Consider the following 21,948-nt stretch of genomic DNA (forward strand, 5'->3'; position numbering starts at 1 on the left):
ATATTTGAGACTGCATTTATTCGCACCGCCAAAGGGTTTAATACACCAAGGCTGGACTCGAAATTAAAAATTCTTTTTCAAAGAATGCCTCGAGGGCTTGCCCCGAGGTAGTTTACTTATAAATTGATATATTAATGAACTGCTTTATGAAATTAAGAGTATTACTTTTCCCGATTCTTTTTAGTTGTTTTTTTGTGGTCCGGAGCCAAGAAGGTCATCCGTTGGAAGGTAGGTGGAACCTCACCATCTCTCAAGAAGGTACTGATTTGCCAAGCTGGTTGGAGGTCATGCATTCTGGAAACAACACTTTAATTGGTAGGTTTACCTATGCTTTTGGAAGTGCGAGACCGGTAGCCGAAGTCAAAAAATTTGGGGATGTATTCCAATTTCAGATTCCTCCACAATGGGAACCTGGAGCGGCCGATATGGAATTTCAATTTGAAATGATAGGTGAAGGATTGGAAGGAACCATGGTATATACCAATGGTAAAACCTATTCTTGGACAGGACAAAGAGCACCAGAGTTGCCTTATTATGATGACCAAAAAATGGGCAGGAAAATAGACCTGTTCAATGGAAAAAATCTAGATGGTTGGGAGATTAAAGAAGGTAATCAATGGAAAGTGGTTGATGGTATCTTGACGAGCAATGCATCTGGGGTGAATTTAGTATCGAAGGAAAAATTCAAGGATTTTAAAATACATGTGGAGTTCAAATATCCAAAAGGTAGTAACAGTGGACTTTATTTAAGAGGAAGGTATGAGGTCCAGATTGCGGACAATATTGGACTGTCCCCGGCGTCGATTTATTTTGGGGGCGTATATGGACTACTCACACCCAATGAAAACGTCGCCATGAAAGCAGGGGAGTGGCAAAGTTTTGATATCACGTTAATTGGCAGAAGGGTGACTATAGTTGCCAATGGCAAAACGGTCATTGACGGACAGAATATCCTGGGAATGACCGGTGGCGCTTTGGACAATCATGAAGCCGAAGCAGGCCCCATTATGATACAGGGTGATCACGGTCCCATAGAATTTAAAGCTATCGAAATTACACCGATAACAGCGAAATAGGTAAAAGTAAAAAGCCTCCAACTAAAGGAGGCTTTTTTTATGCTTCCCAATCCAACTGGGATATTATTTTCAATGCTTTTGCTTCTTCGTCCTTATGTACATATATTTCCGAGATATGGGGCAAAGGTGTGCCAAAACCCGCTAGTCTGGCCGACTCACTTTCACTTTTGACAATCGGGCTTATATCATTTTTCTGTAATAATTGTTCCACACGGTTACTTTCGTTGACATTTCCTCCAAATACTTTTATATAATCCGATTCCATATTCTTATTTGCTTTAAAATTTTAATCAAACTTGTCCCCCAAAGGCGCTCATAACAATTATTTTATAGTACCGATTATAGCCTTCAAGTGTTCATTAAAGTTACTTAAAGTTCCACTAAGAACCGATATCTGCTCCTTGGCTTCGGACCAATTCTTCTGTTCTATCGCTTCCCTCACCCCTGGCAGGGTTTTCACCCCGTACCCCGTATAAAATCCTGGGGCATATATTTGATGTTTGAACCAGGGTCTTCTGGGCAATCCGTCCTCAGAAGTAAGTTTGTGCTCGGCATCCATCAACAGTGCATTGAGTTTCTCCTTTTCCGCCTTGGAAACCTTATGTAAATCAATGGAACTATACGCATCAATGGTAGATTTTAGTTCGCTCAGCACATTTTGTAGCGGAGAAAAGTCCAAATAGGGAACAGGTTCCTTTCGCTCAGGGGCTTTAATGTTCTCCCTAGGATCCAATGCCAATTCGAACGCATTTCTGTCGATGAGTTTATTATGTTTTTCTACAGATGTACGCATTTTTGCGGTTTCTTCCATGATTTCCTCCAAATAACCGGATACTGTTTTGTACCATGCGGAAAAATCCAAGGGAATAATATCCGCATTGGCCAATCGTAAGGTAATCCTTCCGGCGGTGTTGGCGAGGGCAACCCCATAGGCAAACTCGGGATCTTTAAATCTTTTGTAATGGGGATAGGTGTCGTAAATGGTATGGTATTCTCCTCCTTCGTTTTCCCCACCAAAACCTAGATTCAACGAAGCGATACCGGCATGTTGTATAAAGGGCGTATAATCTGACCCAGAACCTAGGGCATAGAGTTCAAAAGTATCGTTGCCACCGTTTACCATATCCCTGGCTATCCTCCGTTCCTTGACGGAAACCTTTGTTTGAGGATCCGTAACCGCTCCGGCAACCTCGCTTACCATAGATTGCAGGGAATGTGAACCTCCCACGCCCAAAAAGCCGCGGCCATTGCCATCGGTATTTATATACGCAACCACTTTTTCCTGAAGTTCCTTTTTGTGATCCTCTACCCATTCCGTAGAACCTATAAGTCCAGGTTCCTCCGCATCCCAAGCACAATACACCAAGGTTCTCTTAGGTTTTTGTCCTTTTTTTGCCATTTCCCCTACGGCACGGGCTTCTTCCATAAGGGCTACCATACCGCTTACGGGGTCATTGGCACCGTGCACCCAGGCATCATGATGATTTCCCCGTACCACCCATTGATCTGGGAATTCAGTTCCCTTCATGGTGGCAATAACGTTGTGCGCGGGTACCAGTTGCCAGTCAAACTTCAGCTTCAAATGTACTTTTGCCTTTCCAGGCCCAATGTGGTAGGTGATGGGCAAACCACCACGCCAAGATTCCGGGGCAATGGGCCCCTCCAGAGCTTCCAATAAAGGTTGTGCGTCTTGATAGGAAATGGGCAACACCGGAATTTTGGTAATCGTGGGAGCCTCCTCCTTCGTTAGCCTTTTTGCGTCTTTGGTAGCGCCATAACCAGGGGTCAGAACATCTCCCGGATATGTGGGCATGTCCATTACGGAACCACGCTGTACTCCCGTCTTATTTTTGAAGGCACCCTTTGGATATACATCCCCACGTCCATAGCCATCATCTTGTGGGTCCGAATAAATGATACATCCAATCGCCCCATTTTCGGCGGCCAGTTTTGGTTTAATTCCGCGCCAACTTCCCTGGTATTTTGCAATTACAATTTTACCCTTTACGCTGATACCCAGTTTTTCAAGTTCCTCATAATCCTTGGGAATACCGTAGTTTACGAAAACGAGTTCGCCTTCCACGTCACCATCCGTTGAAAAGGCATTGTAGCTGGGCAGTAGGGCATCACCTTGGGCAGTGTAGGGGTCGCCCTCCACAGGAACCGCTGTCAGTTTTGCTTTATACTGCGTAGGTTCGGTCAACTCCAAAACCCTTTCCGTGGGATAAGGGAACAGGACATGGTAGGTTTCTATTTTGGCGTCGTATCCCCAAGACTTGAATTGGTCCCGCATCCATTTGGCATTTTCCTCACCAAATTTGGTGCCTACCCAATGGGGTTCGGCACTCATTTTCTGTATCCAATTGTCAATGTTGGTGGCCTTGAGTTTTTCTTCAAAGGCTTTTTCAAGTGCCTGTTGTTCGTTGGCACTTTTTTCGGAAAACCCCAGGATTGAATTTTGGGCATTTCCTAAGGCAAAAACAAAGAATAAAAGCAAAAAGGTACAAGTGTATTTCATCTGTTATTTTTTATTGTTTTTCATAGGTCAGATATAATTCGCAAATAATTATCTAGGCAAGTATCAAGACTTGTTAAAGCTCATTCCATAATAGTGCGACTAGATATTCCAAGAAAGTTACCTAATTATTTTAGAATTTTCAATAGGGTTGCAAAGAAGAAGCGAGCACTACTCCAGATGTATCGTTTTTCCCGACTTGGAGCTATCAACCGAAGCCTGTAAAATTTCCATGGCAATCATGTTGTTTTCCAAGGTATACGGACCATATCTCTCCAATACCAAACTTCCATTGATTACGGCAGCCAGTACAGAAAAAGGGTCATCGTAAGGAACTGGCCTGTCCTTGAAGAACAGTGTTTCCTCAGTATAAGAACTGTAGCCTGTAGAAAGTCTAATACGCAACTGATTGGCATTCTCAGAATACAGGGCGCCCGTTTCGCCATAGAGTTCCATATCCTTTCTTCCAATGGGCCAATTCCATGAGGGTTCCAGGATTGCCATGGCAGTATCATAGGTAAGAATTATGGTGGCATCATCGTCTACATTTGGATTATTTTCGGGTTGTAATTGTTGGGTAACCGCAGTCACGGAATTCGGCTTTTTACCTTTCATCAACCAAGTCATTAAATTAGCCCCGTAGCAACCAAAATCCATAATTGCACCACCACCGTTTAGATCGGGATCCGTAAGCCATTCCAGAAATTCCTTGGAAACCCCAATTTTCTTGGGGCCTTTGTGTCCGTCCCTGATGATTGCTTTTCGTAGTCCACCAATTTTACCTTCCTCCATAAGACTTTTTGCCTTGAAATTGGTCTCGTACCAAGAGGTTTCATAGTTTGTCAACAAATGGATACCATGTTTGTTTGCCAAAGCTTCCATTTTTTTTGCATCTTCGAGACTAACGGCCAACGGTTTTTCTACCATTACATGAACCCCTTTTGGGGCACAGGCTTCCACTACGGAAAGATGATCTTTTATGTTGCCGAAGGCCGCTACGGCATCCGGTTTTGCAGCTTTTAGCATTTCATCCATACTATTGTAGACGATGTCCATGGAGAAGCCATATTGTTCGGAAAGTTTTTGGGCCAATTCCCTGTTTTTCTCGTAAATACCCACCATGTTGATATCCGATTTATGTTCCCTGCCCAAAATCCATCCGACGTGTCCGTGGGTAAGACCAGCGATACCTAATTTTAAAGGTTCTTCTTGGGCGGATAAAGAAACGTATAGAAGCATAGAAATAATTATCACAAATGCAGTTTTCATATCGGTATGGCTTTTCCCCAAAGATACCAAACTTAAATTGAGCTTATGATAATTAAATTAACAGACCTGACAGGTTTCGTAAACCTGTCAGGTCTAACATTCATGATGGTTTTTGAAATCCTATCAAAATTAAAACTCCATCGGTACTTCCATAATCAGGAATTTGGCATCGTTCAATGCCTGGAACGTTATAGAGTCCACGTCCCAAATCCCAAATCCGTCCCTAGCATTTAAGGTTGTGCCCTCGACACTCACCTCGCCTTCCAAAACAAAAATATAGGCCCCGTTTTCTTCGGATTTTAAAGCGTAGGTTTCCGATTGCCCTTTGTCAAAATCGCCCATATGGAACCATGCATTTTGATGTATCCATACACCTTGGTCCTCCGGATTTGGGGAGAGTACTTGATAAAGCTTATTTTTTACTTTTAGGTCAGATAGCGAAATCTGGTCATATCTGGGTTGCACGTTTTCTTTATTCGGGATGATCCAAATTTGCAGGAATTTGACCAGCGAATCCATATTGTTGTTGAATTCACTGTGTTCCACGCCGGTACCTGCGCTCATGACCTGAATATCACCTTCCCTAATTACCGTGGAATTGCCCATGTTATCCATGTGCTTCAAATCGCCTTGCAAGGGTATGGAGATGATTTCCATATTGCTATGTGGGTGCCTCCCAAATCCGCGACCTGCAGCCACGGTATCGTCGTTTAAGACCCTCAATGCTCCAAAATTCATGCGATTGGGGTCAAAATAATTGGCAAAACTAAAACTGTGATACGAATTTAACCAGCCATGATCGGCATGGCCCCTGCTGTCCGCTTTATGTAATATCGTTTTCATGTGTTAATTTTTATTGTTTTTTATAGGTCACATGTAATTCGCCATCCCAATAACTTTTGGGACATGTCGGTAGGTATCAAGGCTTGTTATGGCTCAATTTATGTGTAGTTATTTTTCACCTTAGTCGAAAAAGTATCGTTTTTTTTACAAAGTCCATTACTTCTTGATATCTCCGTTCGGCCCCTTTTTTTGCTTTTGGTCAAAAATTTGTGTTTTTAAGTAGGGTGCCCACAATTCAGATTGTTTTCTTGTTGAAGATTGATTTCACGATAAAATTAATGATTGTTTTTATCGTTTGGGAATTTAAAGTACAAACAAGAATTGAGTCTATGAAATTTAAACTTTTTCTTTTGTTTTTATGTTTAAACCTATCCGTTTCCTACGGACAGGATTTCAATAATGCCGCAAAACATGTTGGTGCCGGAGTGGTCATTGGTGGAGTAGGTGGCTATGCCGCCCATAAAATATTTCCTGGTCAACGGGGCTGGACCTGGGCGGGTGCCTTTGGCTCGAGTTTGGCCGCCGGTCTTGCCAAGGAAACGTATGACAAGTCCAATTCCGGTTTATGGCAAACAGATGATGTGTTGTATACCACACTGGGCGGTGTAATATCTGGTCTGGCTTTGGAACTCTTGTTTAAAAACACGTATCGAAGGAATGGTCGCTCCGGAAAGGGATGTGGTTGTCTTGTTGCTGATGGTTCAAACAATGCGACCCCTATTTTTATACCTGTTGTTACGGAAAAAGGTTCGGGAGATATTCAATCCCAAATTCAAGTATCCTTCTTTTTGGAATAAGTTTTATAAAATTCCCCTCGCCTTGATTTCGAGATATTTGTTGATAGCCTTTATGGTCAGTTCTTCAGGTTTGGTCAAAATGGTCTGTATACCATACTTTTCCAGTTCCTTTTGCATCAATTTTTTATCCAGGGAGAACTTTTCTGCAATGGTTTTATGGTAAATGGCCTGCATATCCTCGGCATCGGTATGGATAAGTTTTTCCAATTCGGAGTTTTCAAAGAAGATGACCACCAGTACATGTTTTTTTGCCATCGCCAAGAGGTAGGGCAGTTGTCTCCTTAGCGCTGAAATATGCTCAAAATTGGTATACAGCAACAAAAGGCTTCGGTGGGTTATCTTTCGTTTTATGTGTCCGTAGAGCAATCCAAAATCGGAATCCGTAAATGCGGTGCCAATGTTGTACAGTTTTTCCAGTATCGTGTTGAGGTGGGTAATCTTTTGAACGGCCGGTACATAGGTTTCAATATTTTTTGAAAACGCGATCAACCCGGTTTTATCATTTCGTTTGAGGGTCACATTGGAAAAGGCCAGACAGCTATTAATGGAGTAGTCCAAGAGTTTTAATTCGTTAAACGGCATCTTCATCACCCTTCCCGTATCAATGATGGAATAGATGGGCTGCGATTTTTCGTCCTGATACTGGTTTACCATCAATTGATGTTGTTTCGCCGTTGCTTTCCAGTTCAAGGTTCTAATATCGTCCCCTTGTACATATTCCTTTATCTGCTCAAATTCTTGGGTATGCCCTATTCTCCGAATCTTTTTTAGGCCGATGGTCGTAAGTCTTTTGCTGATGGCCAAAAAATCATATTGCTGCATCTGTATGATGGAGGGATACACAGGCACCATTTGGTCTTTTTGAAAACTGTATTTTCTTTTGATGATGCGCAAAGGCGAGGAAGCAAAAACGATCAGGTTTCCAAAAATATATTCTCCTCGGTCCACTGGTCGCACCTCATACTCGAACTGTTTTTTTTCACCCTTGATAAGAGACGTTTTAAAGTCGAAATCCCGCTTTTGAAACTGAACGGGCAGTTCGTCAATAATGGAAACATAGGTCCTAAATCCATACCTCGTTTCGAAGGTGATTTTTATTGGGTTTATGTCACTGTTGGAGAGTTTTTTGGGAAGTTTTCTTTCGGCTTTTATGTTCTGACCCGGTGCATACAATAAAAAAATATCAAAAAGAAATAGACCAATAAGCAGTAGCGTCAAAAGCCATGCGATGGGGTAGAGTGGTTTGACCCAATAGGAAAGCACAAAACAGCCCGAAAGGACCGCGAGGTACCTAAAAAAGATGTTATGTATGTAAAAGGACCTTATAAAGTTCATTTACCTAGGTATTTCCACGCTTTCCATAATCATTTGCACGACATTCTCCGTGGACATGCCTTCCATTTCCCGTTCCGGGGTTAGGATGACCCTATGGTTCAAAACCGGAACCATGGCTTTTTTTACATCCTCCGGGGTAACAAAATCCCTGCCGTTAATGGCCGCAAATGCCTTGGCGCTGTTCAAGGCGGCAATCGAGGCCCTTGGTGAACCGCCCAGATATAGATGTGTGTGGTTTCGGGTTTTGGCAACGACCTCGGCGATGTACTTGAAAATCTTTTCCTCCACAACCACTTCCTGAATCTGTCCCTTGAAAATCGCCAATTGTTTTGGGTCGAGAATATCCTTTATCAACGTTTGGGGTTGTGACCCCTTGCGTTCGTGGTGGGTCTTTAAAATCAAGATTTCCTCCTCTGTTTTTGGGTAGTCTATTTTAATTTTAAAAAGGAAACGGTCCAGTTGCGCTTCGGGCAGGGCATAGGTTCCCTCTTGTTCAATGGGATTTTGAGTGGCCAACACCATGAACGGGGCGGCCATGGGATAGGTAGTGCCGTCCATGGTCACCTGCCGTTCCTCCATGGTCTCGAACATGGCCGCTTGGGTCTTTGCGGGCGCCCTGTTTATTTCGTCGATCAGGATAATATTCGAAAATATTGGACCTTTTTTAAACTCAAAGTCGGTAGTTTTTGCATTGAATACGGATGTCCCCAGGATATCACTGGGCATAAGGTCTGGCGTGAATTGAATCCGACTAAATTCTGTTTTCAAGGTCTTTGCAAAGAGCTTTGCCGTAATGGTCTTGGCAACCCCGGGAACACCTTCGATCAAGACATGGCCATCCACCAAGAGTGACACGATCAAGAGTTCAATAAAGTTTTCCTGACCTACGATTACTTTGGAGAGTTCCTGTTTGATGTCGGCTACCGCCTTTTGCAGCTCGGCCAAGGGAATCCGGCTGTCAAAACCAAGTTCTTCTTTTTGCTCCTCGTTATTTTCCATCATTTTTAGATTTAAATTTCTGAATCAGATTATTGAGTTGTTTGAGTTGATGTTCCGATACTTGGTCGCTCGATCTTAGCTCGTCCATCAGCTTAAAAAGTGACTGGGTATCGGCAAGGGAGTTTCCGCTTCGCGCCGATACACTTTTGTAAAATTCCTCCTCCTTGGTAACGTTTCCAAGATAGTACCGACTCTTGATATAGTTGAGGAAATAATTGATTTTATGCTCCGCGATGGATTTTGTGTCCCCTTTTTCAAAATACATGTCCGAAATGGTTCGGGTAAAGGCGAGCGTCTGGTTTTTCAACGGTTTCACAACGGGTATGGGCCGTTGCTTTCTTTTCCCCTCAAAAATGATGTATACCAGCCCTCCAATAAGCATCAGATAATAGGCCCATTTCAATTCTTTGGTGTTCAAAAATATGTACATGGGCGAGGTGTAGAAGGACTTTCCACTTTTGTAATAGTTGTCCAAATAAATATGCTCCGCATGTCCAAAATAGGATAGTAAACCGGCCGTGTACTCCCTGTTGTCATCCTCCAGAATAAAGTAATTGGTAAAGGCCTTGGGAAAGGTGGATAGTATAATTTCACCTTTACCGAACGGAATTTTTATGGCCGTTACATCCCTGGATTTTTTGTCATTTTCCTCCTCGAGTAGTTCCACGGTGGCCAATGCGACGGAGTTAATGGTGTCGAGTGCTTCAAAGATGGTCACAAAGCTTTCCTTTTTGTACGGATAGGTTTTGCTACTTTTTAAGTTAGGATTTACCAATCGATGCTCCTGATCCTGGGTCACCTCAAAACCGGCATACCGGGTTCCGAGTTCAAATCCTAACGTGTCCCTGAGGGTTTCCTCAAAACCTTCAGAAGCAATGAACAAGGTATTGCCTTCGGCGGTCCATTCCAAGAGTCGGTTCAGCTCGGCTTCCTCAAAAAATACGCCATTGTTCACAAATGCATAGATACCTTTTTTGGATGGCATATCCGCCAAAAACTCAAAAGGGGGGACATGTACCTGTTGTACTTTTTCCTTGAAAACCAAGTTTTCCATCAAATCATTTACAACAAAAGTACCGTACGGAATTTTGTGGGTACTCACATAGGACTCAAACCAATTGATGGTCTTTGGTTTGTTGTACTGCAAAAGCAGCAACCCGGCAATCAGTATTATGGCGGTCACTATGTAGGAAATCCCTTTTTTACGCATTGGAGACCTGTTTTTTTAGCGCAATAAAGGCATTGGCCACACGGTTGTATTTGGTTTCGTCCAATGGAAAATCACCGTACCAAATGTAATTGTAAAAATTTGTGGTGGTTTTGAAGGCATCCTTTAAACCCGTTGAGTTTATTTCGGAAAGGTAATCCTCGTTGGTTTTCTGCAACTCCCATTGAATGATTTCCTTATCGGTCATCAACCGTAGTATCCATAGATAATAATAGCGTATCGCAAGTCTGTAATTCTTTTCGGCCAAGGCTTTTTCAATCAAGGACTCTATGTTCTCGTTCTTGATGATTTGCTCCTCTTCAGACAGATGCACCAAGGAGTTATTGTTTTTAGTATGCATCAAGGAGCGTGCATGTACGTTCAGGAAAAACTTGATCAGGATAAAAATCAGGATTCCCAAAAGGAGATATGGGAGGATTTGAAGAAAGGCATTGAAGGCCCCGGTGGCCTTTTCGATACCGAAAATCCACTCGAATAACCTCATGAATATCCTATCTAACCAATTCTTGAAAGAAATCCACCAATCCGGAGCGCTTTTTTCCACGACTTCATAATCGAACTTTGGATCGTTCCGAAAGGACTCCAAATCGGAATCTGTTATGGTTACTGGAGCGATTTCCAAAGTGTCATATTGTACGACCAAAGAATCCTGCTGGGCCAATAGAAAATCGGTCAGAAATAAAAATAGTACCAATAGGACCCGTTTCGGCATATTATTCTTCGGCTGTTTTTCCTAGATTTTCTATTTGTTCAAAGGTTCCGGTGAAATTCTTTTTCTCGTTGAGGTTGAAATAAATAAGGGCCAGGGAAATGATGCTTATAAGGTTCAACAAAAATTGGGCTACGGTACCTATGATATTAAAAAGTATATATATAGGGTCCGTGGTCATTTCAAAGACGTTTTCGGCGTCCACCTCCCCGGAAAGAATGCCCATTTTTGCCCATTGATATACCACCGCGGGTAGGGAGAAGGCCAAGGCCGCTATATATAGGATGATCCCGATGACGAAGATGGTGGCAAAGGATATCCACCATTCGTCCTTTACCAACTTAAAACTGTAGCTATAGGAATCCGATGCGCCCATTTTATCAAAGACCATGATGCTGAAGGACAGTGCCAAGGGTACGTAAAGATAGACTCCTGGTAAAATACAGATCATGAGGCCTACTAGTATGGAAAGGCTAACCATGATGCCCAATCCTATAAAACTCCAGAAGCTTCCGTAAACCTCTTTTCGAATGGTATTGAAATCTGTGGTGCCCTTACCATTGGTGTAGGATTTTATGTAGTGCAGTACCGTAGATTGTGACATGGTGTACAGCACAATAATCGATAGGACATATACAAGCCCAACCACGAAAATGGTGGCAATGCTTGCCGCGCCGCTTTCATTTTGAAGCATAAAAGTGAAACCATTCCCAATAAAATATAGGTAGGCTACCAGGGCAACGATCATCGCAGCAAGGAAGGGGCCTACAATTTTGAAAAAAGTACTGAAAAAGGGTTTGAACTCGGCCCTAAGAAAAGCAAAGGTGTCCGAGATAATCTCCCCAAGATCCCGCTGCTTTTTGAACTCAATGTAATTTGGCTTCATGTAATCTGTGTCTTTTGTTTATTTGGTATGGGTATATAACGTAGTAAAAAATAATTAGTGCAAGGGACCCTAAAATAATCAAGATGGCCAGCCAGTCCGGCATTTCCGTGTGTCTGGTTACAAAACCTTCCAGGAAACCCGCGACCACAAAAAAGGGAATGGTGCTTACCATTATTTTAAGCCCGTTTTTGACCCCTCTTTTAAAGGATTCCAAGCGGGTAAAGGTGCCGGGGAACAACATACCGTTGGCCAGGACCAAGCCCGCACAGCCGGCGATTATTATGACCGATATCTCAATGGTGCCGTGGATCCAAATGGTACGCACCGACTCCCACAGCAATCCTTTTTCGTAGAAAAAATATTGAAAGCTGCCGAGCATGATTCCATTCTGTAACATGACCATCAGGGTTCCCACTCCCAGAGTAATGCCATACACAAAGGCCATCAAGGCTACCCGTATGTTGTTGATGGTGATTCCCAGGAACATATTGAACTCCCCCATTTGCTTATAAACCGCCATGGGGTCGCCCTTTTCGATGTTTTCAAGGGTCATGTTCACATAGGCATCTCCCAATATGGAACGGACAAAATCCCCTTCATTGGCAGCCGAATAGGCACCTACAAAGGAAAAGAACAGGAACACCAGAAAAGCGATGAGCAGCTCCCGGTGATGGTTTTTGAACATTAGGGGGAATTCCGTTTTCCAGAAGGTGATGATGCGGCTTTTGGACTCCCTCTTTGTCTTGTATATTTTTTGATGTGCCTGTGAGGCGAGGGAATTGAGGTAAAACTCGGTATTGCTCTTTGGGTAGAAGGTTTTGGCGTAGCTCAGATGGTCCGTAACCTCTATGTATAAATCGGACAATACATTTGGGTCCAGATTTGTTTTGTTAGCCAAGGCGCTTTCAAAAGTTGACCATTTGTCCTTATTTTGCTTTACAAAGGCGGCTTCGCGCATTGACTACTTGGTTTATACCAAAGAAACAAAAGAATGGAACAATTTCAAATAGAAACAGCCCAAAATATAAGCATTGCCCAAAATACGGCACACCTTGGCGACCGCATCTTGGCCTACATTATTGATACCCTTATCATCGTTATTTATTACGTGCTGATGTTTTGGCTGCTATTGGCCTTGGATGTGGAACCGGGCGATTCTTGGGCCATTTATTTGCTCATGAGCCTTCCCGCCTTCCTATATTATTTTTTGATGGAGACCTTTATGGATGGGAAGACCATAGGAAAGCATTTTATGGGTATACGGGTGGTCAAACTGGATGGAACCAAACCCGGGTTTTCCAGTTATTTTATCCGATGGATACTACGGATGTTGGACATTACCTTGACCTCCGGCGGTATTGCCGTTTTTACCATTTTAATACGCGGTAAGGGACAACGCGTGGGGGACATTGCGGCGGGAACTACCGTAATCAGTGAAAAGCGAAGGGTGTTCTTGAGGGATACGCTTTTACGGGACTTGCCCTCTAATTATACCCCAAAATTTCCTCAGGTTACGGTCTTTAAGGACAATGAAATGCAGACCATCAAAAATCTATACGATAACGCCCGAAGAAATGGAAACCACAAGGTAATTTTATCCCTGAACAACCGAATAAAAAAAGTCACGGATATAACCAGTGATTTACAGCCCATGGAATTTGTGGACATCGTTATCAAGGATTACAGTTATTATACGCAGCAATTGTAGTTGACCCATGCTCTACTCCCTTATAGACATTCTAGGAACCATCGCCTTTGCCATTTCAGGAGTACTGGTGGCCATGGAGAAGCGCTTGGATGTCTTTGGGGTCTTTATCATCGCATTTGTGACCGCAGTGGGAGGAGGAACCCTAAGGGATGTATTGATTGCGAATACGCCTGTAGGCTGGATGACCCAACCCAATTATACTATTATTATCATCGTTACCGTGGTCTTTTCGATTCTTTTTGCAGGAAGGTTGAAATACTTTAGAAAATCCCTGTTTCTTTTTGATACCATAGGAATAGGTCTTTACACAATGATCGGAATACAAAAAGGACTGGACGCCGGGTTGTTGCCCATCATGTGCATCGCATTGGGGACCATGACCGCTTGTTTTGGAGGGGTTATTAGGGATATTTTGTGCAATGAAATCCCCGTTATTTTCAGGCGGGAAATTTATGCGACCGTATGTATTCTTGGTGGCGGTATCTATTTTTTAATCCTTCAGTTTCCCGTGAATCCAGATATTCCCTACATCACGGGAATTATCTGCATCATAGTTTTGCGCCTTTTGGCAGTGAAATTTAAGATAGCCTTACCCAGTATTTATAGGAAATGAGCGTTTATTCGATAACCTCCGCTTTGGTGATGTAAATATTCTGTTGTGGCCAATCACCCTTGCCAACGGGTTGGGCATTGATTTTGTCCACTACGTCCATTCCCTCGATTACTTTTCCAAATGGTGTGAAATCTCCATCCAAATGATAGGAACCTGGGTCCGTTACCACGATAAAGAACTCGTAAGGCGAAGCCAGTTTGTGCGGGTTGTCCATTTCGCTACTGGGCATGGAGACGGTGCCCCTGTGATGGCTGTACCCTTTTTTGGTGTCTGGCGGAAGGAGGTATCGGCCAATGTCCCATCGTTTGTCGGCCGTTTTTTGATCGTCTGAACTGCCCCCTTGTATTATAAAATCCTTGACGACCCTGTGGAATTGGGTATAGTCAAAATAACCTTTTCGGGTCAAATAAATAAAGTTGGCTTTGTGATAGGGAACATCGTCATAGAGTTGGATTATGAAGCTTCCAAACTTTGTGGTCATTTTTACCTTGTTGGCTTTTAGGTCTTTTTGATAATCGAAGAAAAAATCGATGGCATTTTCTTCGGTAAGTTCAAAAGTATCTTCATCTGCTTTTTCAGTTTCTTGGGTAACGACTTCGGATGAATCCACATCTTTTATTTCTTTTTTCGATGGGGTTTCAGGCTTTTGGGGCGTATCTTTACACCCTATAAATGGAACCGTAAGAATTATAAAAAAATAGTAGAAAGTCTTTAAACGCATGGATTTCAACTTTTTTGAACAACGGATTTCAAAAATAAAGGATTTACCGCTCCCAGGCGAAATTTCCCATTATAAAATGGCGCCCCAGGAAAGGATAAAGGAACTTATGGAAGGTAGGCTTCCGAGAAAAAATCCAAGGAAAGCGGCGGTCTTGGCACTTTTCTATCCGGGTTTGGGAAACCGGACGCAGTTTTTGTGCATCTTACGCAAGACCTACGAGGGTGTCCATTCCAACCAAGTGGCATTTCCTGGAGGGAAGGCCGAGAAGGAAGATGGGAACCTAAAGATTACCGCCCTACGAGAAACCTATGAGGAAGTTGGGGTGAACCCAAAGGATGTGGAGGTGGTAAGAACACTATCTGAAGTGTATATACCGCCCAGTAATTTTGAGGTGCAGCCTTTCATTGGTCTGTACAAAAAACCAAAGCCTTTCAAGATACAGGAATCTGAAGTGGCCTCAATTTTGGAAATTTCCCTGGCCGATTTTTTGGAGGATATCAACCTGACCACAAAAAAAATGAAGACCTCCTACGCTGATGAAATTGCCGTACCGGCCTTTAAACTAAACGATTATATTATTTGGGGGGCAACGGCCATGATGTTGAGCGAGATTAAAGATCTTTTGAAGCAGGTGTTATAAGTGTATTTAGTATTTTAGCAACTATGGGATTGTTTAAGAAAAACCCTTTTGGGCATAACCTTTTTCTAAAAAAATGGCTGATACGGATATTAGGTCTAATGTCCCATCAAAGGTATAAGCGATTTAACAAGTTGGAAATCGACGGCTCCGAAATTATTCGAAGCTTGCCAGATACCAATGTACTTTTTGTGAGCAACCACCAGACCTACTTTGCCGATGTAGTGGCCATGTTCCATGTGTTCAATGCCAGTTTGAGCGGTAGGGAGGATTCCATCAAGAACGTAGGATACATTTGGCAGCCAAAGCTTAACATGTATTACGTGGCCGCGGCCGAAACAATGAAAAAAAGCCTATTGACCAAGATTTTGGCCTATGCAGGCTCCATTAGCGTGGAAAGAACTTGGCGTTCCGAGGGAAAGGAAGTAAACAGGCAGGTAAAAATGAGCGATATTTCCAATATTGGCATTGCCTTGAAGGATGGTTGGGTAATTACCTTTCCGCAGGGTACGACCACTCCTTGGAAACCCCTTAGAAAGGGCACGGCCCATATCATTAAAAAGTTCAAGCCCATTGTAGTACCGGTCGTCATTGACGGATTCAGACGCTCTTTTGATAAAAAGGGACTTCGGGTTAAAAAGAAAGGCATTTTACAGTCCATGGTCATCAAAGAGCCCTTGGAAATCGATTACGATAACGAAACCACGGAATCCATCATAGAAAAATTGGAATATGCCATAGAGCAACATCCTTCTTTCTTAAAGGTCATTCCCAAGGAGGAGTTGCTGGCCTACGAAGAAGAGAATAAACAACGTCGTTGGCGAAAGACCAATTAAATTTCCAGCTGTTTAAGTTCCCGATAGTTTTTGTTGAGTTTTCTTAGCAACAGACCGTATAAAAGAAAGTACACTCCTCCCATGAATAGGGTAAGAACTATACCAAAAATCCCAACAGAAAACATTAGGGTAAGTTTTAATTTTTCCGGAGAAATGTTGTCAAGTTTATACTTCAAATCTGGAAATGCACTTAGCACATTATCGCTTAGGGCGATACCCACAACCATAATCAATACGTTTACCAACACCATGGAAAGTGAAAATATGACATAATGCTTCACCGTTCTTCTGGTTCGAATGATTTTACGCATCAAATTTTTGGAACTGTCCAAAACTGAAATCTCTTTAAAACGCTTGTAAAACTGGAAGATGAAATAGAAAATAACCGCATAAGTCAAAGCAGAGGCCCAAAATAAATATTTGGACACTCCAATCTTTTTATAAACTTCCATTCCATCTTGCATTGAAGGTAAGAGATAGAGCAAATGGGGTACGGCAAACTCCAAAATACTGATAATCAATATCCACTTGACTATGGAAGAGGATTTCTTCCAAATCATTTTATGAATATCCTCATAGGAAAGTTTGGGCAGGTTTACTTCCTTTTTCTGCCAATCCCTCTTTAATAATTCCAACTCATCCGTCATAACCTAGGGGTTCAAAATGGTTCTTAATTTTGTTTTGATACGGTTCATCTTTACGCGGGCATTTACTTCCGTGATACCGAGTGTTTCCGCTATTTCCGTATAATTTTTATCTTCCAGGTACATAAATACCAAGGCTTTTTCAATATCGCCCAATTGCCGTACGGCCTTGTACATCAGTTTTAACTGCTGTTCTTCCGTTTCATCATATTCATCGGCCTTTATCTTGAATAAGACCGATTCATAATCCTGTGTATCTATTCTTCTTTTGGATTTCCTGTAAAGGGTAATCGCTGTGTTCAACGCTACCCGGTACATCCAAGTACTGAACTTGGATTCTCCCCTAAATTTGGGGTAGGCCTTCCATAGTTGAATAGTAATTTCCTGAAACAGGTCGTTGTGCGACTCCCTATCATTTGTGTATAGCGTACAAACCTTGTGGACAATATTTTGATTGGCCTCAAGCTCTGTCACAAAACTATGTTCCAGTTCTTTATTCACAAATGGTTGGCTGTTGTTAAGCTATTAGTAGTATGTAATCAGCTTTTGTTACAGTATGGGTTGAAAATAAAATAACAGAGACCGTCTAAAAAAGTAGTCCCGCATGTCATATGAAGCTTGTCGAAATATTCTAACCTACTGAAATTAACAATCGGTTTCGACAGGCTCACTCTGACAATAAGGCAAATAAAACTTTTTAGACAGCCTCTTTTAATAACCCATTGATACTACTTTCTATAATCCAGAGCAGGCTCCCTATCGCCCAAAAGTGGGATGTATTTGAAGTCGGCTCCCCGTTTTTCCTGAAATTCGGCCTTGGCGGCGTCCACTAATTTTTTATCGGAAAAAATATCGATAGCGGTCAAGGTCAGGGTCTTTGCGGCGACCATCATGCCTTTTTTTCCAATGGAAGTACCGCCCGCGGCCACGGCCTGCCAGCTATGCGCCGGTGTTCCGGGCACCCACGTGGCGGCGCTCATTCCTACGGTTGGCACGGTAAAGCTTACGTCGCCAACATCCGTGGAACCTCCCGGTTTTGCTTCGGTTTTGTAGGGTTGGATATTTTGGGCAACACTGATATCGGCCTGATCCTTGCCTAGGGATTTTGCAATTTTATCGGCAAATTCCCTTTCCTCGGGGGTATAATCAAAACCACCCACTTCGGTCAAATTGTCGAACATTACTTTCTGTAAGGTTAGGTTGGGCAACAATTCATGGGTACCCCCGATCATTTCATAGTCCATGGTAGTTCCCGTTCCCAAAGCAGCTCCTTCGGCAGCTTTCACGATCCTGTCAAAAATATCGATGACCACATCCCTTTTTGCATGGCGCGCATAGTAATAGACTTCGGCAAAATCTGGAACTACGTTGGGCGCCTTACCACCAGAGGTTATAACATAGTGAATTCGCGCATCAGATGGTACATGCTCGCGCATCATATTGACCATCATGTTCATGGCCTCTACACCGTCCAAAGCGGAACGACCCTGCTCCGGAGCGGCCGCTGCGTGTGCAGAAAATCCATGGAAACGAAATTTGGCCGATTTATTGGCCAAAGCGGCCCCTGCGTTCGATGCATTTTGTGCGCCAGGATGCCAATGAAGCGCAATGTCTACATCGTCAAAAAGTCCGGCCCTAACCATGTACACTTTTCCGGATCCCCCCTCTTCGGCCGGGGTTCCATAAAAGCGTATCGTACCCTGTTTATTGTTGGCCACCATCCAGTCCTTTGTAGCAATGGCTGCAGCGGTGGAAGCGGTGCCGAACAGGTGGTGCCCACATGCATGACCTGCTGCACCTCCGGCCGATTTTTTCTCGGCCACGGCCTCTTGCGATAGACCGGGGAGTGCATCATACTCGCCCATAATGGCCACGATAGGGCTACCGCTGCCATACTCGGCAATAAAGGCCGTTGGAATGCCCGCTACGCCGGTTTCAATGGTGAAACCTGCTTCTTCCAAGGTTTTTTGTAGTAATGCGGAACTTTTTACTTCCTGGTATCCCATCTCTGCCAGGTTCCATATTTCCTGCGATATTTCTCCGTAGGTTTCGCTTTTCTGATCCAAGGATTTCAATACTTCCTTTTTGGTTTTTTGGGCGCTCAATGTGAGTACGGAGGTACACAGAACGATGAGCATAATCGTAATTTTTTGCATGCTGGAGTGATTTAGTTGAATTAGTCCTTAAAGTTACTAAAAACGCTATATTCTTTTCTATTCGAAACCCGTTTGTTTAATTTTGCAACTTACTTTTTGAATATGAACATACCTCGTTCCAATAATCCTAGAGTTGTCATCATTGGTGGGGGCTTCGGTGGAATTTCCCTGGCCCAAAAACTTCGGAAGCAAGAAGTACAGGTGGTACTTTTGGACAAGAACAACTACCATACCTTTCAACCTTTGTTGTATCAGGTATCCACAGGCGGATTGGAGCCGGATTCCATTGCCTATCCCCTGCGTAAGGTGTTGATTGGATATGATAATTTCTTTTTTAGGCTCGCCGAGGTAACAGAAATACTTCCTAATAAACAGTTGTTAAAAACCACCATTGGCGAGATTTCATACGATTATTTGGTGGTCGCTACGGGTTCAGAGACCAATTTCTTTGGTAATACGGAATTGGAGCAGCATGCCATGGCCATGAAGTCCATCCCGCAATCCTTGAATCTAAGAAGCCTCATTTTGGAGAACTTTGAACAGGCACTGCTCACGGATGAATACCACGAACGTGATGCGCTCATGAACTTCGTCATAGTAGGAGGCGGGCCTACCGGGGTGGAACTGGCGGGTGCCTTGGCCGAAATAAAAAAAGGTATCCTGCCCAAAGACTATCCCGATCTGGATACACGTAGGGCACAGATAAATTTGGTTCAAGGAGGAGACCGACTTCTAGATGCGATGAGCGAAAAGGCGTCCGAGAAGGCCGAGAAATTTTTGGAAGATCTGGGCGTACAGGTTTGGAAAAATGTGAGGGTAACCGGATATGACGGCAAAACCGTTCGGACCAAAACCGATTTAGTCTTCGAGACCGCCACCTTAATTTGGGCCGCCGGCGTAAAAGGGGCCACCATAAAGGGTCTGGATGCCAAGGAACTGATTGCTGGTGGTAATAGGCTTTCGGTCAATGAGTTCAACCAGGTGATTGGATTCCCAAATATTTTTGCCATAGGCGACATTGCATGTATGCAGAGCGAAGAGGCACCTAGAGGGCATCCCATGATGGCGCAACCTGCCATTCAACAGGGCAGGAAACTGGGCGAAAATTTGGTCCGACTCATAAACGGAAAATCGCTCGAACCCTTTATTTACAAAGACAAAGGTAGTATGGCAACGGTTGGGCGTAACAAAGCGGTCTGTGATTTAAAAAATATTCGATTTCAGGGTGTTTTTGCCTGGTTCGTGTGGATGTTCGTGCATTTGTTCTTTTTGATAGGCTTTAGGAATAGGGTAGTGGTATTCGTGAATTGGGTGTATAATTATATCCGATTTGACCGGGAGGCCCGACTCATTATCCGACCTTTTAAAAGAAACTATGATCAGTTCAGGGATTGATTATCAAAGGGCTGCGTTAAATTTTTCATAAGTTGGGAACTCTAAACGGGATTTTTCTTTTCCTTTAAAGAAAAGGCGAAACCTATGAAGTGCTATCTTTTTATAATTTTCCTTTTTATTTGCTCCCTAGGTTCTTCACAGACAATTGGATTGGCAAACGAGCCCAAACCAATAGATGGCTTAAAGTTGGAATCATTTGGGTATCCTGTTTTTCTGGGTGGAGAGCAACATGCGTCCTTTCGTTTAAGCTATCCGATTACGAACACCTTTTCGGCAGATCTCAGTGCTTTTTACGACACTTACGTGCTCTCCAATCGATTTAGATCCAACATACTACTTAAGCACTATTTGAATGAAAACTGGTATTTGTTTTCAGGCATGGAAGCAGATTACAGTATTAAAAAGTATCCTGGTTTAGAATCCCAAAAACAGGTTCCTCCAAGAATTGGTATTGTCTCTGGAATCGGTTATGAGGTTAATAAAAATTTTCAAGTGGAGGCAAGGGGCAACTTCCAAATAAACAGTTCTTCCGTGGGAGCCTTTGGGGAACCATTGATACCAATGCCTCAAGTATATACACTAAAAGGAAAGCTCAAATTTTAAGTTACTTCCTTGGATGATATTTATTCAGCACGGCTGCCAGATGGCTTCGGTCAACATGCATATATACCTCCGTCGTCGTGATGCTTTCATGACCCAACATCTGTTGGATGGCCCTTAAATCGGCACCATTTTCCAATAAATGGGTGGCAAAGGAATGGCGAAAAGTATGCGGGCTAATATTTTTATGCAGGCCTATTTTCTCGGCAAGGTTTTTAACAATGGTAAAGACCATGGCCCGTGTCAATTGCCTTCCCCTTCTGTTCAGGAATAGAGTGTCTTCGAATCCTTTTTTTATTTCTTGGTGTACACGAACCTCATTTCGGTAGATATCAATGTATTTTTTGTTGATATCGCTTATGGGTACAAAGCGTTGTTTATCTCCTTTCCCCGTAACTTTAATAAAATCCTCATCAAAAAAAAGGTCGGATAATTTTAAACCGATAAGTTCCGATACGCGAAGGCCACAACCGTACAACGTTTCGAGCATGGCCCGGTTTCGTTCGCCCTCGGGTTTGCTCAAATCAATATGCTCTATAAGCTTGTTAATTTCCGTTTCGGAAAGGGTGTCCGGCAATTTTCTTCCTATTTTGGGAGATTCTATCAAATCCAGCGGATTGTCCTGCCTATAATCCTCAATTACCAAATAATTGAAAAAACTTTTTAATCCGGATATGATACGTGCCTGCGATCTGGGATTTACAACTTTGGCAACCTCGTAAATGAACTGTTGTAGGATATCCCTTGAAATGTTTATTGGGGATTCCTTTATTTGATAATCTTCAAGAAATGCAATAAGCTTTTCCACGTCCATTATGTAATTTTTAATGGAATTATGGGCCAATCCACGCTCCAATTTTAAGTAATGTCCATAGTCTTTTAAGGCCTTTTCCCACTTCATACCTAAAGATACATTTAATCCTAGAATAGGTTTCTTTATAATTACGTCCTCTTCTTTAAATATAGTAGATAACTAAATTA

At 42.9% G+C, this 21,948-nt stretch carries 23 protein-coding genes; 8 read left to right on the forward strand and 15 right to left on the reverse strand.

Features of this window, described 5'->3' with window-relative positions; translation table 11 throughout:
• Positions 1–146 precede the first annotated feature (146 nt).
• Entirely contained in the window at positions 147–1,076 is a 930-nt protein-coding gene (locus PP181_RS15470) for a 3-keto-disaccharide hydrolase (RefSeq protein ID WP_272637757.1), read from the forward strand.
• Positions 1,077–1,113: 37 nt separating this feature from the next.
• Here PP181_RS15470 and PP181_RS15475 read toward each other — a convergent pair whose 3' ends face one another.
• The 4 genes from PP181_RS15475 to PP181_RS15490 form a co-directional block, all read right to left on the reverse strand.
• Positions 1,114–1,341, reverse strand: coding sequence for a putative signal transducing protein (locus PP181_RS15475; RefSeq protein ID WP_272637759.1), 228 nt, complete (start codon positions 1,339–1,341; stop codon positions 1,114–1,116).
• Between the two features lie 57 nt (positions 1,342–1,398).
• Entirely contained in the window at positions 1,399–3,594 is a 2,196-nt protein-coding gene (locus tag PP181_RS15480; protein WP_272637760.1) for a transferrin receptor-like dimerization domain-containing protein, read from the reverse strand.
• Positions 3,595–3,762: 168 nt separating this feature from the next.
• The gene (locus PP181_RS15485) at positions 3,763–4,830 is read right to left on the reverse strand and encodes a Gfo/Idh/MocA family protein (protein WP_272637761.1); all 1,068 of its coding nucleotides are present in this window, start codon (positions 4,828–4,830) and stop codon (positions 3,763–3,765) included.
• Between the two features lie 159 nt (positions 4,831–4,989).
• On the reverse strand, positions 4,990–5,703 hold the full coding sequence (locus PP181_RS15490) for a pirin family protein (protein WP_272637762.1): 714 nt from the start codon (positions 5,701–5,703) through the stop codon (positions 4,990–4,992).
• 329 nt (positions 5,704–6,032) lie between these two features.
• Here PP181_RS15490 and PP181_RS15495 point away from each other — a divergent pair, with 329 nt between their 5' ends.
• The gene (locus PP181_RS15495) at positions 6,033–6,500 is read left to right on the forward strand and encodes a hypothetical protein (protein WP_272637763.1); all 468 of its coding nucleotides are present in this window, start codon (positions 6,033–6,035) and stop codon (positions 6,498–6,500) included.
• Between the two features lie 3 nt (positions 6,501–6,503).
• On the opposite strand, the gene PP181_RS15500 is transcribed toward PP181_RS15495, so the two are convergent.
• Genes PP181_RS15500 through PP181_RS15525 form a run of 6 tightly spaced genes read right to left on the reverse strand, consistent with a single transcriptional unit; the run spans position 6,504 to position 12,615 of the window.
• On the reverse strand, positions 6,504–7,835 hold the full coding sequence (locus tag PP181_RS15500) for a DUF58 domain-containing protein (RefSeq protein WP_272637764.1): 1,332 nt from the start codon (positions 7,833–7,835) through the stop codon (positions 6,504–6,506).
• Positions 7,836–8,834 carry an AAA family ATPase gene (locus PP181_RS15505; RefSeq protein WP_272637805.1) on the reverse strand — a complete coding sequence of 333 codons (999 nt, stop codon included), beginning with the start codon at positions 8,832–8,834 and terminating at the stop codon, positions 7,836–7,838.
• Positions 8,824–10,044 carry a DUF4350 domain-containing protein gene (locus PP181_RS15510; protein ID WP_272637765.1) on the reverse strand — a complete coding sequence of 407 codons (1,221 nt, stop codon included), beginning with the start codon at positions 10,042–10,044 and terminating at the stop codon, positions 8,824–8,826. Before PP181_RS15510 ends, PP181_RS15505 begins: the two co-directional genes overlap by 11 nt.
• On the reverse strand, positions 10,037–10,774 hold the full coding sequence (locus tag PP181_RS15515; protein WP_272637766.1) for a DUF4129 domain-containing protein: 738 nt from the start codon (positions 10,772–10,774) through the stop codon (positions 10,037–10,039). Before PP181_RS15515 ends, PP181_RS15510 begins: the two co-directional genes overlap by 8 nt.
• A 1-nt stretch (position 10,775) precedes the next feature.
• The gene (locus PP181_RS15520) at positions 10,776–11,657 is read right to left on the reverse strand and encodes a hypothetical protein (protein ID WP_154918617.1); all 882 of its coding nucleotides are present in this window, start codon (positions 11,655–11,657) and stop codon (positions 10,776–10,778) included.
• Entirely contained in the window at positions 11,638–12,615 is a 978-nt protein-coding gene (locus tag PP181_RS15525) for a stage II sporulation protein M (RefSeq protein ID WP_272637767.1), read from the reverse strand. Before PP181_RS15525 ends, PP181_RS15520 begins: the two co-directional genes overlap by 20 nt.
• A 33-nt stretch (positions 12,616–12,648) precedes the next feature.
• On the opposite strand from PP181_RS15525, the gene PP181_RS15530 reads away from it, so the two are divergent.
• Positions 12,649–13,365, forward strand: a complete 717-nt coding sequence (locus PP181_RS15530) for an RDD family protein (protein ID WP_154918619.1) — start codon at positions 12,649–12,651, stop codon at positions 13,363–13,365.
• Between the two features lie 7 nt (positions 13,366–13,372).
• Positions 13,373–13,978, forward strand: a complete 606-nt coding sequence (locus PP181_RS15535; RefSeq protein WP_272637769.1) for a trimeric intracellular cation channel family protein — start codon at positions 13,373–13,375, stop codon at positions 13,976–13,978.
• A 4-nt stretch (positions 13,979–13,982) separates the two neighbouring features.
• On the opposite strand, the gene PP181_RS15540 is transcribed toward PP181_RS15535, so the two are convergent.
• Positions 13,983–14,699 carry a peptidylprolyl isomerase gene (locus PP181_RS15540; RefSeq protein WP_272637770.1) on the reverse strand — a complete coding sequence of 239 codons (717 nt, stop codon included), beginning with the start codon at positions 14,697–14,699 and terminating at the stop codon, positions 13,983–13,985.
• Between PP181_RS15540 and PP181_RS15545 the strand changes: the two genes are divergently transcribed.
• Both PP181_RS15545 and PP181_RS15550 read left to right on the forward strand, forming a co-directional pair.
• Complete coding sequence (locus PP181_RS15545) at positions 14,698–15,339, forward strand: NUDIX hydrolase (RefSeq protein ID WP_154918622.1); 642 nt, start codon at positions 14,698–14,700, stop codon at positions 15,337–15,339. The two genes, PP181_RS15540 and PP181_RS15545, sit on opposite strands and share 2 nt — an antisense overlap.
• A 23-nt stretch (positions 15,340–15,362) precedes the next feature.
• A complete protein-coding gene (locus PP181_RS15550; RefSeq protein WP_138259201.1) occupies positions 15,363–16,172 on the forward strand; it encodes a lysophospholipid acyltransferase family protein in 810 nt (269 codons plus the stop codon).
• Here PP181_RS15550 and PP181_RS15555 read toward each other — a convergent pair.
• The 3 genes from PP181_RS15555 to PP181_RS15565 all read right to left on the reverse strand — a co-directional run bounded on the left by PP181_RS15555 (position 16,169) and on the right by PP181_RS15565 (position 18,972).
• Positions 16,169–16,819, reverse strand: coding sequence for a hypothetical protein (locus tag PP181_RS15555; RefSeq protein WP_154918623.1), 651 nt, complete (start codon positions 16,817–16,819; stop codon positions 16,169–16,171). The genes PP181_RS15550 and PP181_RS15555 overlap by 4 nt on opposite strands.
• Before the next feature lie 3 nt (positions 16,820–16,822).
• The gene (locus PP181_RS15560) at positions 16,823–17,317 is read right to left on the reverse strand and encodes an RNA polymerase sigma factor (protein ID WP_138259199.1); all 495 of its coding nucleotides are present in this window, start codon (positions 17,315–17,317) and stop codon (positions 16,823–16,825) included.
• A gap of 227 nt (positions 17,318–17,544) precedes the next feature.
• Complete coding sequence (locus PP181_RS15565) at positions 17,545–18,972, reverse strand: amidohydrolase (protein WP_154918624.1); 1,428 nt, start codon at positions 18,970–18,972, stop codon at positions 17,545–17,547.
• A 102-nt stretch (positions 18,973–19,074) separates the two neighbouring features.
• Between PP181_RS15565 and PP181_RS15570 the strand changes: the two genes are divergently transcribed.
• Both PP181_RS15570 and PP181_RS15575 read left to right on the forward strand, forming a co-directional pair.
• The gene (locus PP181_RS15570) at positions 19,075–20,367 is read left to right on the forward strand and encodes an NAD(P)/FAD-dependent oxidoreductase (protein WP_272637771.1); all 1,293 of its coding nucleotides are present in this window, start codon (positions 19,075–19,077) and stop codon (positions 20,365–20,367) included.
• An 84-nt stretch (positions 20,368–20,451) separates the two neighbouring features.
• On the forward strand, positions 20,452–20,970 hold the full coding sequence (locus tag PP181_RS15575) for a hypothetical protein (protein WP_272637772.1): 519 nt from the start codon (positions 20,452–20,454) through the stop codon (positions 20,968–20,970).
• 1 nt (position 20,971) lies between these two features.
• On the opposite strand, the gene xerD is transcribed toward PP181_RS15575, so the two are convergent.
• The gene (gene xerD, locus PP181_RS15580; protein ID WP_272637773.1) at positions 20,972–21,868 is read right to left on the reverse strand and encodes a site-specific tyrosine recombinase XerD; all 897 of its coding nucleotides are present in this window, start codon (positions 21,866–21,868) and stop codon (positions 20,972–20,974) included.
• Between the last annotated feature and the right edge of the window lie 80 nt (positions 21,869–21,948).

The organism is Maribacter sp. PR66, from assembly GCF_028464205.1.
In the GTDB taxonomy this organism is placed as follows: domain Bacteria; phylum Bacteroidota; class Bacteroidia; order Flavobacteriales; family Flavobacteriaceae; genus Maribacter; species Maribacter flavus.